The sequence below is a fragment of the Arthrobacter gyeryongensis genome, assembly GCF_039543785.1.
GTDB lineage: Bacteria > Actinomycetota > Actinomycetes > Actinomycetales > Micrococcaceae > Arthrobacter > Arthrobacter gyeryongensis.
This window is the reverse complement of the sequence record NZ_BAABKK010000009.1, coordinates 99,396-112,228: the sequence shown is the minus strand read 5'-3', so window position 1 is coordinate 112,228 and position 12,833 is coordinate 99,396. Positions and strand designations below refer to the sequence as shown.

The window sequence follows — 12,833 nt, the reverse complement described above, 5'->3', positions numbered from 1 at the left end:
TTGAACGCATGCGGACGCCGGCCCTGCCGGCGTCCGCACCCTTGAACCGGCAGGGGGCGTAGCGGCAGACTGCATCTCTGACGCACGCCCCCTGCCGCTGCCTGCGGCGGAGGGTTAGCCTCCGCTCATCGTTTCTCAGGGGGAGAAAGCCCTACTCGATCCCCGCGAAAAGCTCGTTGAGCTCGGCCGTCAGCTGTTTGCGCATTGCCGGGGTACCAATCTCCCTGCCGTCCACATGGTTGACCGGCGCAATGAGCCGGATGCTCGAGATCAGCCACACCGCATCGGCGTCGAACAGGTCTTCCGGGACCAGGGGCCCGTAGCCGAGCTCCCAGCCCGCGGCCTTCGCCTTGGTGAACAGCGCGTCCTGGGACGTGCCCGGGAGGATCCCGCTGTCCAGTTGCGGAGTGATGAGGCGCTTGACCGTGCGTACCGAGCCGGCGCCGTCGTCGACGGTTTCAACGTGGGCCAGCAACACCGTGGACGTCGGGCCCTCCAGAACACGGCCGTCTGTTGAGGTGAAGATGGCGTCGTCCGCGCCTTGCTTGTGCGCGTAGCGCAGCGCGGCCATGTTCACGGCGTAAGAGAGCGTCTTGGCGCCGAGCAGCAGCCAGGGGGCGCGGTCGCCCGCTTCCGTGTCGAAGCCGCGGTCAAGAAGTACGACGTCGATGCCCGTCTCGCGCTGCCGGCGGCTGCCCGCGGGGGACGGCGAAGCCTGGATCCAGCACGTGGGAGTCGAGGCGCCTTCCACTCCGCGCGTCACCAGAAGCTTGACGACGACTTCGTCCTCGGCTGGGCTTGGCGCGGGGAAGGCGTCCCGGAATTCGGTGATCGCGGTGTCGATCGCGCGGCGCCAGACGTCCTGTTCGGGAATATTGAGGTCCAGTGCGCGGGCTGAGCTCTCAAGCCTGTTCAGGTGCGCTTGCACCTTGCGCGCACGGCCCTCGACGGCGAGCAGCGACTCGAAGACGCCGTCACCCCGGGTGGCTCCCAGGTCGGTTGCCATGAGCTGCGGCTGGCTGGAATCGGCGACGCGGCCGTTTTCGAACGCTGGATCCAGGAAAACGAGGACCGTCGAGGCAGGTAAAGTCATGCTTCCAGCTTAGTGCTGGCCCACAGGACGAGCAGTCGGGAGCGGTGCGCCAGATAGGCTGGGCTGACTGCTGGTTCTTTGATAGCTATTCGATCGTGGGGGTGTGGGGTGCTGTTTCCTTTTCAGTTCGGGACAGAGTGGACTTGGCTCCTCGGCGCGTGGGCCATCGTTGAGATCGTCTTGCGCGTCGTGCTGCTGGGCGTCATCCCCGGAAACCGCCGCCCCACGACGGCCATGGCGTGGCTCCTCGCCGTCTTCCTCGTTCCGTCCGTCGGTTTCGTCCTGTTCCTGTTGTTCGGCAATTTCCGCTTGTCCCGCCGTCGTCGGGAGCAGCAGGAGCAAGTCAACGATCGGGTGCGTGCAGGCACTTCGGCGCTTGCCGACGTCGTAAGCACATACTCGGGACCCGAATGGGTGACGTCGGCTGGTGAACTGAACAGGCGCCTGGGTTCCTTGCCGATGGTGGACGGTAATTCCGTGGAGCTGTTCCCCGGCTACGAGGAGTCGATCAAGGCCATGACGGAAGCGGTCCGGGGGGCCAAGAAGTTCGTCAATGCGGAGTTCTACATCATGAGCAGCGACTCCGTCACGGACGAACTCCTCACGGAGTTGGAAAACGCGGCAGCGCGCGGCGTCAGCGTCCGCCTGCTGTTCGATCACATCGGCACGCTGCGGATCCCCGGCTACCGGAGGCTGGTCCGTAGGCTCAGCAGCGGCCAGATCCAGTGGCGCCGCATGTTGCCGTTGCTGCCCATCCATGGACAGTGGCGCCGTCCGGATTTGCGGAACCACCGGAAAATCCTGGTGATCGACGGCGAAATTGCCTTCACGGGCTCGCAGAACCTGATCGAGCCCTCCTATAACAACCCCAAGCACCGGCGCGCCGGACGTAAATGGGTGGAACTCATGGCGCGGATGGAGGGGCCGATCGTTGCTACCCTCAACGTCGTCTTCGCTACCGACTGGCTCAGCGAAACCGATGAATCCCTCGAAAACCAACTGCAGGTCGCGGTCCAGGCAACACCCGGCCGAATGACGGCCCAGGTGGTTCCCAGCGGCCCGGGGTTCGTCACCGAAAACAACCTGCGCCTGTTCAATACGCTGATTTACTCGGCCCAGCACCGCATCTCAATTTGCAGCCCGTACTTCGTGCCCGACGATTCCCTGCTGTACGCCATTACGACGGCGGCCCAGCGTGGCGTCGACGTGGAACTTTTCGTCTCCGAGAAGGGCGACCAGTTCCTGGTCCACCATGCCCAGCGCTCCTACTACGAGGCGCTGCTGGAAGCCGGGGTGCGGATCTACCTGTACCGCGCGCCGTACGTCCTGCACGCCAAGCACTTCACCATCGACGAAGAAGTGGCCGTCCTAGGCTCCAGCAATATGGACATGCGCTCCTTCTCGCTCAACATGGAGGTGTCCGTGATGCTCTTGGGCGCCGAAGCCGTGGACAGCATGCGCTCCGTGGAGTCGAGTTACCGGGAAATGTGCCGCGAGCTGACCCTGGAGGGCTGGTTGCACCGGCCGATGCTTGCCAAATATGTGGACAACGTGGCGCGGCTGACGGCGACCCTGCAGTAGGGGCTCAGTCCTCGGTGCAGGCCTCGTCCGCGGGTTCGGCATGGACCCTCGACAGCAACCCATGGAGTTGCTGGAGCTCATCGGCCGAGAACCCCGCAAAGGCCTCCTGCTCGACGTCGGCCACCGCAACTTCAATCGATGCCACCGCGCGCTTGCCTTCCGCGGTGATTTCAACGATATGACGACGACGGTCCGCGGGATCGCGACGTCGTTCCGCCAGCCCTTCGCGTTCGAGGTCGTTCAGGACCGCTACCAGTCCGCTCGCGTCGATGGAGAGAGCATCGATCAGGCCCTGCTGGCTGAGCGGCCCGGACTCCTCAAGCCGGCACAGCAACACGGCATGCCTTGGGCTGAGCCCGGAGGAGTCGAGGGCTTGGCGGAGGCGCGTATTCATGATGCGCCCGTGGCGCGCCAAGAGAAACCCCAGTTGCTTTCCCGCTGCCGAAGAACTCATCAGCAAAATCTTATCACTGAGGAAATTATTGATCACCGGCAATCGTTGTGCTTCATAAACGATCTGAGCGGCACGAGCCGGGCAGCGTGAGTTTTCTAACTAAGGAGTTGCCATGAATGATCAGGCTCCCCACCCCACTGTGGTGGTTATCGGTGGAGGCTACGGTGGGATCTCCGTAGCGAAGGCCCTGGACGAACACGCGACGGTTACCTTGGTGGAGCCCAAGGACGCTTTCGTACACAACATCGCGGCCCTCCGATCGGTAGTCCAAACCGATTTCCTGCCGCGGATGTTCCTTCCCTATGACCGCCTGCTGGTGCGCGGAACGGTACTCCGGGACCGCGCCGTCCGGGTGGACGGGCACACGGTCGAGTTGGCCTCGGGTGCCAGCCTGGCACCGGACTACATTGTCCTCGCCAGCGGTTCCAGCTACCCGTTCCCGGCCAAGAGCGATCGAATGGTCACTTCCGACGCCATCGCCCGCTACCTGGCCGCACATGATGACCTCAAACGCGCCGACAGGGTGATGCTGCTGGGCGCCGGGGCTGTAGGCCTTGAATTTGCCGGCGAGATCGCGGCGGCGTGGCCGGAGAAGGACATCGTGATGGTGGATGTGGCGCCGGACATCCTGCCAGGGCCGTACGATCCACGGCTGCGGATTGAGGTCAACCGGCAGCTGGATGGACTCGGCGTACGGCGGATCCTGGGGAATCCGTTGGTCCAGTTGCCGCCCGTTCCCGCGGGCGAATTCGCCACCTTTACCGTGAACACGGCAGACGGTACGGACATCCAGGCGGACATTTGGTTCCGCTGCTATGGAATAGCCCCGCAGACGGACTACGTGGCCGGAGACCTCCTGGCCGCACGGACTGCCGAGGGCTACCTGGACGTCACCCCCGAACTCCGCGTCGCGGGCTTCGAGAACGTCTACGCCTTGGGCGACATTTCGGCGATCGACGTGAACAAAGCCGGCGTCGCGGGACGCGAGGCCGTGGTGGTTGCCAAGAACATCCAAGCCCAGATTGAGGGCTCGGCGGAACTGTCCGCTTACGCGCCGTCGAAGCCGGTCATCATCCTTCCCTTGGGGCCGTCCGGCGGTTCTGGCCAATTGCCCGACGGCGAGATCGCCAGCCCGGAGCTGATCTCCCAGATCAAGGGTCAACACATGATGATCGACCGCTATGTCGAAATGTTGAATCTCGGCGCATGAGTTGACTGCTTACGCCGACTGCTAGTACTCGCCTTTGATCACAAAGAAAGAGCCGCGAATAACGCCGGCCAGCTTCGACTTCTGGCGAGCGAATTTGAAGCGTGACGCCAGTTCTTCCGGGATCTCCATGCCGTCGGCGAGTTTGAATCCGACCGCTCGCTTCCCGCCGGCCTCGATGCTGTACATGACGTTGATCGACAGTCCCGACTCGTAGAAGACGTACGCCATCCGCAAACCGTCGACGTCGAAGGAAGTTGCTTCCAGCGGGCGGGAGCTGATGACGATGTCGCGCTCCTCCTTCAGGATGCGGCTCACCCGCTCGACCACTTCCGGAACCTCGCTGGCCGGACTCACGGTGAAGACGTGGTCGTATTTGTTCCGGTAGTAGCGGCCCTCGTTGGCGCGCAACCCGGCAAGCGCCTCGGCAACCGGAGACGATTCCAAGCCAACGGTAGAAACGTTCTCGAAGTCAACGATGTACGGCATGCATCCTCCTAGTAAGACGTGGTTGGACCAATGCTAACGTGACGGCGTTCCAGCGCTCCCAAAGGGGCTTTCCATCCAGGAGTAATGGGGCGATTCTGTAAGTCCAAGCATGTTTGGAAGCGTTCTTCGGAGGCATCATGGCGCGGAAAAACGAGTCCCCGGCTGTGCAGGCACCGCCCGAGCCGGGAGACGAATACCCTGAGAAAGTCCGGATCCTGGCCGAGGGCCGTTTGGTCAGCGACAGGCTGTGGAATGCGGACCTCGCACCGGCCCGGCAACGCAACTGGAGAGTCCGCAGCCTCTTCGCCCTGTGGATGTGCGACGTCCACAGCATCGCCGGTTACACTTTTGCGGCCGGTCTCTTCATTACCGGCCTGGTGGGCTGGCAAGTCTTCCTGGCCCTGGTCCTCGGCATTACCCTGGTCTACTTCCTCATGAACTTTGCCGGGACGGCGGGGCAGAAGACCGGCGTACCGTATCCGGTCCTGGCGCGGATGTCCTTCGGCCTCTTCGGCGCCAACCTGGCCGCCCTGATCCGGGCACTCATCGCCATCGCCTGGTACGGCATCCAGACCTGGCTCGCTTCGGAAGCCGTGCTGGTGCTGCTGTTTTCCGTGTGGCCCCAGCTGACTTCGCTCGACGGCCCGGACGTGCCCCGCATCCTTGGCTTGACGCCGCTCGGCTGGGCGGCTTTCCTGGTCCTTTGGGCCGTCCAGCTGTTGGTCATTCGACGCGGTATGGAGACAGTCCGGAAGTTCCAGGACTGGGCCGGTCCTGCCATCTGGGTGGCCATGTTCGCGCTGGCGATCTACATCCTGACGCAAGCGGGCAACAAGTTCAGCCTTTCGATACCCGGGGTCGCGCCCTTGGACGGCCCGGCGGCCTTGACCCAGTTCTTCTCGGCCATCGCCCTGACCGTCACCTACTTCGCGGCGCTTCTCCTGAATTTCTGCGATTTCTCCCGGTTCGCACCAGACCGGAAGACCATCCTGCGCGGCAACTTCTGGGGCCTGCCCGTGAACTTCATCGCGTTCGCCCTGGTCACAGTGGTGGTCACAGCCGGTGCGGCGTCCTACTTCACGGCAGACCAGTACCGCGGCCAGGACATGTTCAAGGTCATCACCGATCCCGTGGCGATCGTCCAGGCGATCAAGAATCCGTGGATCACCATCATCGCCGCCGTGACGTTCGTGGTGGCCACGATCGGCATCAACGTGGTGGCCAACTTCGTTTCGGCCTCCTATGACCTCGCCAACGTGGCCCCGCACCGGATCGACTTCCGCCGCGGCGGACTTATCAGCGCAGTGCTCGCAATCGTGATCCTGCCCTGGAACCTCTTCAGCAGTCCCGTGGTGATCGTGTACTTCCTAGGCGGCCTTGGCGCGCTGCTCGGTCCGCTGTTCGGGGTCATCTTCACGGATTTCTTCCGCATCCGGCACCAGCGGTGCAAGGTCTCGGACCTCTACCACGAGGACGAGAAAGGCCTCTACTTCTACACCAAGGGCTGGAACCTCAAGGCCATTGCGGCGCTGGTCCCGGCCGCCGTCGTCGCAGGCGTTTTGGCACTGGTCCCCGCACTGCAGAACTTCCTCCCGGGAGGCTCGGGCCTGGGTCCGTATTCATGGTTCGTGGGGGCAATCCTGGCCAGCCTGATCTACTACACGATCACCCGCAACGATCCACGGACAGTCCGCGCCCGCACGGAGGAGCATGACTGATTCTCAGGTAGTGGGAAACTCCGCGCCCAGGGCCGAGAGCACGCCGAACGCCTTGGTCCGGATTTCGTCGTATTCGTCCTGGGGCGTCGAATCCGCCGTGATGGCACCTCCGACGCCGAGACTGAGCGTTCGGCCGCCGTCGCCGTCTGGACCCATCACCAAGGTCCGGATCACGACGGCGAGGTCCGTCGCCGCGTTGAGCGAAAAGTACCCGATCGCGCCGGAGTAGACCCCGCGCGGTCCGGACTCCAAACCGTCGAGGATGTCCATGGTGCTGATCTTCGGGGCGCCCGTCATGGACCCGGCAGGGAACGCGGCCGCCACGGCCTCGGCCCGGGGTGCTCCCGGGCGCAGCCGGGCGTCGATAGTGCTCACCATCTGGTGCACCGTGGCATAGCTTTCCACCTCGCACAACCGGCTGACGGTCACTGACCCGGGCACCGCGAAATGGCTGAGGTCGTTGCGGAGCAAGTCCACGATCATGATGTTCTCGGCACGGTCCTTGAGGGAGGATTCAAGGCCACGCCGCAGCGCCTCGTCAATGACGGGATCATTGGCCCGGCCCCTGGTGCCCTTGATCGGCTCGGCCCGCATGCCGCCGTCGGAGGTTATCCGCAGGAAGCGCTCGGGCGAGGTACTTGCGACCGTCAGATCGCCGAACCGCAAGTAGCTCGCGAACGGCGCCGGGTTGCGTTTGCGCAGCGCGAGGTAGCTCTCCCACGGGTCCAGTCCGGGATCCGGGGCGGTCACGGTGGTGGTCAGGCAGACCTCATAGGTGTTGCCCTCGGCGATCTGGTGCTGGGCTTCAGTGATTTTGCTTTTGTAGTCGTCCTCGGTGTCGCGGCTGGAGAACTCGAGCGCCACTGTACGGCTCCCGACGGCGGGATCCCCGGCCGAGTGCCTCGGCGCTCCCGCCATTTGTGGTGCCGACGCCGCGGACAGCACGGCCTCGCGCGCAATCCCGAGCCATTCGCCGGCGTCGGGAGCATCGATGGCGAGCAGCCAGACGGCACCGTCACGGTGGTCGATCACGACGGCCCGGCCGGCGAAAAGCAACGCCGCATCCGGAGTGCCGGCTTGGACGTCGCTGCCACCGGTCTCCCGCTTCAATTCATAGCCGAGGTAGCCCAACCAGCCGAGCGTGAATTCGCAGTCGTAGCCTTCCGGCGCCCTCAAGGCCTTGCGGCCCCATACGGTGTCCAGCCAGCGGAAGAAGGGACCCGTGGTCTCCGCGGTGGCGCATCCGGCGCTGAGGCGGGTGGTTCCGGAACTATGCATTACAGCTTGGCCGAAGGAGCCGCCGTCGTCCGCGAGGATACTGAAGCGGCTGCGCTCGGTCGCCGCGTTGGAGGATCCGGCGTCGCCGGCTGTGTCCCTGTTGGAGGACGTGTTGGAGGAATCGAGCCAGACGGCGTTGGCGGACTCGGCGTAGAGAGCTTCGAACAGGGCAACGGCGTCCGGCGCGGCGTCGACCCGCTCGGCTTTGAGCTGCAATCCTCGGCGCGCCGAGAGCTCGGGAGCCAGCACGGGGGAGAGTGTAGGGAGGTAGTTCAGCGCCTGCAGGGCGTCATCCGGGGCCCTGCCGTCCGCCCGGTTCAGCACCCGGACGTCGATGTGGTCGCGGACGTCGTCGGACTCCAGCCACTCGTCCTCTTGCGCCGCCCAGCTGTCCCAGAACGGTTCGTAGCTGCTGCCGTCCCGGGCCATCGCACGGTGCCGGCGGTCGTCGTCGGGAGCGTCCACCCAGACCACGGCGTCCAGCATGGGCCGGGCCGCACTCGCGGCGGCCCCGACGCCCTCGACGATGACGATTTCGGCAGGCAGCGTCACGTGGCTGCGGCCGTCGTAGTGTTTCTCCCAGTCCCAGCTGACCCACTCGGCGGCGTCGCCGTGCCGCAAGGGTGCCAGGACCGTCGTGATGTAACGCTCGACGCCCGCGGCAAGGCCGTTCCAGCCCGGATAGATGTCCTCAAGATGGAACAACGACACCTTGTGATGCATGCGTAGGCGGGCGGCGAGTTCGACGGCGAGAGTAGTCTTTCCCGCGCCGGACCGGCCATCGATGGCGATGATCACGGGTGCTGGGGTCATGAAATAGAGCGTACCTGCTGCGGGTCGTGCTGCTGTGCGTGCTGCCTGGCGGCAAGGGCTTCCCGCGTGTGCGCGACGATGCCAGGGACGGCCGCGCGAATGAGGTCCCAGGTCACGTCGAAGTCGTGGTGGCCCCCATACCAAGGATCCTCGATGCCCAGGTCCAAGGTGCTCCGGCCCGTTGCGGACGGGTCGAAACTGCGCAGCATCCGGATCTTGGCGAGTGTTTCGGAATCCGGGGCGGCCTCGTGCAGCCAGCCATAGTGATCCACGTCGAGGGCCAAAATCAGGTCCCGCTCCCGGAACCACTCCGGGCGCCAGATCCTGGCAATGTGACCCTCGGAGCGGATGCGATGTGCCGAAAGGACCCGGGCTGCGCGTGGATCGATGGGGTGCCCGGCCTCGTAGGACGTAGTTCCCGCGGAGTCCACGACAACCGCTCCACCCAGCCCTCCGGCGTCGAACGCTTCAGTCAACATCAGTTGCGCCATGGGTGAGCGGCAGATGTTTCCCGTGCAGACGGTGATGATGCGGTATGGGCTCAACGCTGAGTACATGGAGCAAGCATGGGGGATGCCACCCTGTCTTGGCTAGTCAAAAAGGAAAGGAGATTACAGGATTTGTAAAGTCGCTGGTGGGGGCGTAAAAGGACAGGCTGAGTCAGGAAATCCGCAAGTGATCCAGGACTTCCTCGGCCCCGGGGTAGGCGGCCTGGGTGCCCTTCTTGGTGGTCGCGAGCGCTGCGGCCACCGATGCGAACGCCGCGGCTTCGGCCAGTGTTACGCCTGCGGCGAGGCGGGCAGCGACGGCACCGGTGAAGGCGTCCCCTGCACCGGTCGTATCCACGGCGTTGACCTTGGTGGGTGCGATCCGGGAGATCTGTTCCCCTGATGCGGCGAGTGAATCCAACACCACCGAGCCGTGGGAGCCGAGGGTAACCAATACCCGTTGCAATCCGCGCTCGGCGAACTGGCTTCGGACCGACTCCCAGGCGCTTGCATGCGCCCCCGGGTGCGGCATTTCGGCGTCGCCCAGGAACATGGACGCTTCATGGGCGTTCACCAACAGTACATCGCTCAAGGTGGCCAGGCTTTGCGGGATCTCGGCGTATGGCGAGAGGTTCAACAGAACGGTTGCCCCGGCGTCGTGCGCTGTTTTAGCGGCAGCCTCCACAGTCTCAAGGCTGACCTCCAGGCAAAGGCAGAGCACCGCGGCGTCGTCGAAGGCGTCCGCCGACACATCCGCCGGGGCGAGCGTTCCGTTGGCACCGGCCGAGATGATGATGTTGTTCTCACCGTTCGCGTCTACCGCGATAACCGCGACGCCGGTGGCAACATCCGCGGAACGGCGGACGCGCGAAACGTCCACGCCGGCCCCTTGCGTGGAGGCGAGGAGCATGTCACCGTTGGGGTCGTTTCCGACCGCACCGATCAGGCTTACTGTGCCGCCCAGCTTGCTCGCCGCGACGGCCTGGTTGGCGCTCTTGCCGCCGGGATTGACCGCGAAACCGTTGCCGTGGACGGTTTCGCCCGGGAGCGGGAGCCGCTCGCAATAGATGGTCAGGTCCGCGTTCAAGGACCCGACGACGACGATCCTTCGGTTCACTTTTCAACCTCGGCTTCGAGGGGCTTGGGGATGAGCAGCGAGGCAGCGAAGGCGGCGACCGTGATGGCGAGGCCGACGACGACGACCGTCAAGTACGAGGCCTTGGCGTCGCCGAGGGCCGAGGTCGCCACAAGGACGGCCGGCAACACCAGGAAGCTCAGGCCGGCGCCGAGGTTGAATGCTCCGGCGTTCATGCCGGGCAGGAAGCCGGGGTTGCCGGCGGGGGAGAGGACAACTCCGAGTCCGTTGAGCATGATGTTGACCGTACCGGCGTACATGATGCCGAGCAAGGCCGTTCCCACGATCATGAGGGGCAGGCTGCTGAGTCCGAGGAACGCGATGACTGCCAGGGCCGCGATGCTGCCCAGCATGCCGATGCGGAGGACTTTGGTGTAGCCGAGCACGGGGGCGAGCCGGCCGCTGATAGGTCCGAACACCCAGCCGAGGAGGGCGTAGGGCGTGAGGATCATGAGCGACATCTCGGTGGGGCCGACCCCGAATCCTGGTGCCGCGGCCTGGACGTAGGCAGGGACGATGCCGTTGATGACTGCGAAGATGCCGGTCATGGCGAGCGTGGTGGTCAGCAGCGGCGCCCAGGTGGAACGCTGGCGCAGGTGGACGGTTTCCACCATCGGTTCCTTGGATCGCTTCTCAACTGTCCAGAAGGCGGCGAACGCGGCTGCAGCGACCACAATCAGCCCGATGGCCAGCATCAGCGTTCCGGAGGAGAAGGCGCCGACCAGCTTTGATCCCTCATTGAGGGCTGTCAAGAGGGCGCCCACGGCGATGACAATGAAGAACACGCCCAGCCAGTCCATGGTGGTGCCTGCGGCAGGCTTGCTCTCGCCGGCAAGGATGGCGACCAGGGCCGTGGCCACGATTGCGAGGCCGACCATGAGCCAGAAGATGCTGCGGAATCCGAAGTGCTCGGCGAAGTAGCCGCCCACGAAGGAGTCGACGCCCGCAACACCGCCGTTGACTGCCGTGATGAGGCCCATCAAGGCTCCGTACTTGCGCGGGTTGTTGACCGCGGAGCGCAGCATGATGAGGCACAGCGGCACGGTGGGGCCGCTGACGCCCTGGACGATGCGGCCCACGAAGAGCCATGTTACGTCGGGCGCCATGGCTGCGATGACCGAGCCGACGGCCATCAGCAGCATCATGCCGAGGAGGATCTTCTTGCGGCCGACGATGTCGCTCAGGCGCGGCAGGAAGAGCGAGAACAAAGCTGCTGCCGTGAAGAACCAGGTCTGGGAGAGGCCGATGACCGCCTGGTCCGTGTGGAGCTCGTTGCCCATGGTGACCAAGGCCGGGCTGAGCATGGACGCGTTGAGCTGGAAGGCTACGCAGGCTGCCAGCAGGGCGACCATGAGGGCCGCAACGTTGCCACGGTTGGTCTTGGTTTCGTTGATGAGGGTGGTCATTTACTTGGCCTCTCCTGCGATGCTGGCGGCGGGCTCGGGGACGGTGGGTTTGTCGGCGTCGGTGGCGGGAGCGCCGGCAGCGCCGGTTGTGGGATCGCCGATGCGGACGATCGCGTCGGTCACGAGGTTCCAGAACTTCTCGTGGTCAAGGTCAACGGCGACGGAGGTGTGGCAGTCGGCCGGTGCGGGGGCGCGGAAATCTGCCACGGTCATGCCAAGCGTGAGCTTGCCCTGCAGTTCGATGTCAACGGGGACCTTGCGGGTAGTCATCACGGTGGGGTCGATGACGTAGGCCACGGCGCAGGGATCGTGCACCGGGGGATAGTCGAAGCCCTGTGCATCCTTGTAGGTCTTGGTGAAGAACTCCATCAGTTCCATGACGAACTTGGCCGCCGTGGTGCCTACGGCGGCGATCCTCTCGACGACATCGGGAGTGGCCAGCGCCTGGTGCGTGAGGTCCAAACCGACCATCACAACGGGCCACTTTTCGTTGAAGACGATGTGTGCGGCCTCGGGGTCAATGATGATGTTGAACTCCGCCACGGCGCTCCAGTTGCCTACGTGGTAGCCGCCGCCCATGAGGACGACTTCCTTGACGCGTTCAACGATGCGCGGCTCCTTGCGGGCGGCCATGGCGATGTTGGTGAGTCCCGCTGTGGGGACGAGGGTAACGGTGCCCGGCTCGTGCGCCATGATCGTTTCGATGATGAGGTCGACGGCGTGGCGCGGGTCCAGCTCGATAGCGGACTTAGGCTGTTCGGGCCCGTCCATGCCGGTTTCGCCGTGGATGTCCGGCGCGGTTTCGATGGAGCGGACGAGTGGGCGGTCGCAGCCGGCGGCAAAGGGAACACCTGTGATGCCCGCGATGGTGCCCACGGACAGGGCGTTTCGGGTGACCTTTTCCAGGGTCTGGTTGCCGACCACCGTGGTGACGGCGAGCAGTTCGATGTCCGGGTTGCCGTGGGCCAGCAGCAGGGCCACGGCGTCGTCATGCCCGGGATCGCAATCCAGGATGATCTTCTTGCGTTCACGGGTCATGGTGTTGGGGTCCATGTTCATCTCCACGTCATTGGGGCCTGCCGAGGCAGGGCGCTAAAGCATTCAGGGGAATTCTGGCACTGGCCTATGCCTCACGTCAAACGCTTAACGCGAATTGCGTCAAGCGCTTGAT

Annotated in this window: 11 protein-coding genes; 3 read left to right on the top strand and 8 right to left on the bottom strand. The window is 64.6% G+C overall.

Features of this window, described 5'->3' with window-relative positions:
- Positions 1-151 precede the first annotated feature (151 nt).
- Positions 152-1,093: an aminodeoxychorismate lyase gene (locus tag ABEA18_RS06420; protein WP_345448464.1), complete on the bottom strand. Its 942-nt coding sequence runs from the start codon at positions 1,091-1,093 to the stop codon at positions 152-154.
- Positions 1,094-1,201: 108 nt separating this feature from the next.
- On the opposite strand from ABEA18_RS06420, the gene cls reads away from it, so the two are divergent.
- Positions 1,202-2,674: a cardiolipin synthase gene (cls, locus tag ABEA18_RS06415; RefSeq protein WP_345448463.1), complete on the top strand. Its 1,473-nt coding sequence runs from the start codon at positions 1,202-1,204 to the stop codon at positions 2,672-2,674.
- Between the two features lie 4 nt (positions 2,675-2,678).
- On the opposite strand, the gene ABEA18_RS06410 is transcribed toward cls, so the two are convergent.
- Entirely contained in the window at positions 2,679-3,128 is a 450-nt protein-coding gene (locus ABEA18_RS06410) for a MarR family winged helix-turn-helix transcriptional regulator (RefSeq protein ID WP_345448462.1), read from the bottom strand.
- 112 nt (positions 3,129-3,240) lie between these two features.
- Here ABEA18_RS06410 and ABEA18_RS06405 point away from each other — a divergent pair, with 112 nt between their 5' ends.
- Positions 3,241-4,338: an FAD-dependent oxidoreductase gene (locus tag ABEA18_RS06405; RefSeq protein ID WP_345448460.1), complete on the top strand. Its 1,098-nt coding sequence runs from the start codon at positions 3,241-3,243 to the stop codon at positions 4,336-4,338.
- Positions 4,339-4,359: 21 nt separating this feature from the next.
- On the opposite strand, the gene ABEA18_RS06400 is transcribed toward ABEA18_RS06405, so the two are convergent.
- Positions 4,360-4,824, bottom strand: a complete 465-nt coding sequence (locus tag ABEA18_RS06400) for a phage tail protein (protein ID WP_345448459.1) — start codon at positions 4,822-4,824, stop codon at positions 4,360-4,362.
- Between the two features lie 137 nt (positions 4,825-4,961).
- Between ABEA18_RS06400 and ABEA18_RS06395 the strand changes: the two genes are divergently transcribed.
- Complete coding sequence (locus ABEA18_RS06395) at positions 4,962-6,542, top strand: NCS1 family nucleobase:cation symporter-1 (RefSeq protein ID WP_345448458.1); 1,581 nt, start codon at positions 4,962-4,964, stop codon at positions 6,540-6,542.
- Positions 6,543-6,545: 3 nt separating this feature from the next.
- Here the strand turns inward: ABEA18_RS06395 and pabB are convergent, their stop codons facing one another.
- The 5 genes from pabB to uriH form a co-directional block, all read right to left on the bottom strand.
- A complete protein-coding gene (gene pabB / locus ABEA18_RS06390) occupies positions 6,546-8,633 on the bottom strand; it encodes an aminodeoxychorismate synthase component I (RefSeq protein ID WP_345448457.1) in 2,088 nt (695 codons plus the stop codon).
- Positions 8,630-9,190: a low molecular weight protein-tyrosine-phosphatase gene (locus ABEA18_RS06385; RefSeq protein WP_345448456.1), complete on the bottom strand. Its 561-nt coding sequence runs from the start codon at positions 9,188-9,190 to the stop codon at positions 8,630-8,632. Before ABEA18_RS06385 ends, pabB begins: the two co-directional genes overlap by 4 nt.
- 103 nt (positions 9,191-9,293) lie before the next feature.
- Positions 9,294-10,238, bottom strand: coding sequence for a ribokinase (locus ABEA18_RS06380; protein WP_345448455.1), 945 nt, complete (start codon positions 10,236-10,238; stop codon positions 9,294-9,296).
- Positions 10,235-11,662, bottom strand: a complete 1,428-nt coding sequence (gene uriT, locus ABEA18_RS06375) for a uridine transporter UriT (RefSeq protein WP_345448454.1) — start codon at positions 11,660-11,662, stop codon at positions 10,235-10,237. Before uriT ends, ABEA18_RS06380 begins: the two co-directional genes overlap by 4 nt.
- The gene (gene uriH, locus ABEA18_RS06370) at positions 11,663-12,715 is read right to left on the bottom strand and encodes a uridine-preferring nucleoside hydrolase UriH (protein WP_345448453.1); all 1,053 of its coding nucleotides are present in this window, start codon (positions 12,713-12,715) and stop codon (positions 11,663-11,665) included. It abuts the gene before it with no gap.
- Between the last annotated feature and the right edge of the window lie 118 nt (positions 12,716-12,833).

Coding starts and splice junctions, on each gene's coding strand:
- ABEA18_RS06410 (WP_345448462.1), bottom strand. CDS start 3,128: ATGAGTTCTTCGGCAGCGGGAAAGCAACTGGGGTTTCTCTTGGCGCGC.
- pabB (WP_345448457.1), bottom strand. CDS start 8,633: ATGACCCCAGCACCCGTGATCATCGCCATCGATGGCCGGTCCGGCGCG.
- ABEA18_RS06400 (WP_345448459.1), bottom strand. CDS start 4,824: ATGCCGTACATCGTTGACTTCGAGAACGTTTCTACCGTTGGCTTGGAA.
- ABEA18_RS06420 (WP_345448464.1), bottom strand. CDS start 1,093: ATGACTTTACCTGCCTCGACGGTCCTCGTTTTCCTGGATCCAGCGTTC.
- ABEA18_RS06405 (WP_345448460.1), top strand. CDS start 3,241: ATGAATGATCAGGCTCCCCACCCCACTGTGGTGGTTATCGGTGGAGGC.
- ABEA18_RS06385 (WP_345448456.1), bottom strand. CDS start 9,190: ATGTACTCAGCGTTGAGCCCATACCGCATCATCACCGTCTGCACGGGA.
- uriH (WP_345448453.1), bottom strand. CDS start 12,715: ATGGACCCCAACACCATGACCCGTGAACGCAAGAAGATCATCCTGGAT.
- ABEA18_RS06395 (WP_345448458.1), top strand. CDS start 4,962: ATGGCGCGGAAAAACGAGTCCCCGGCTGTGCAGGCACCGCCCGAGCCG.
- uriT (WP_345448454.1), bottom strand. CDS start 11,662: ATGACCACCCTCATCAACGAAACCAAGACCAACCGTGGCAACGTTGCG.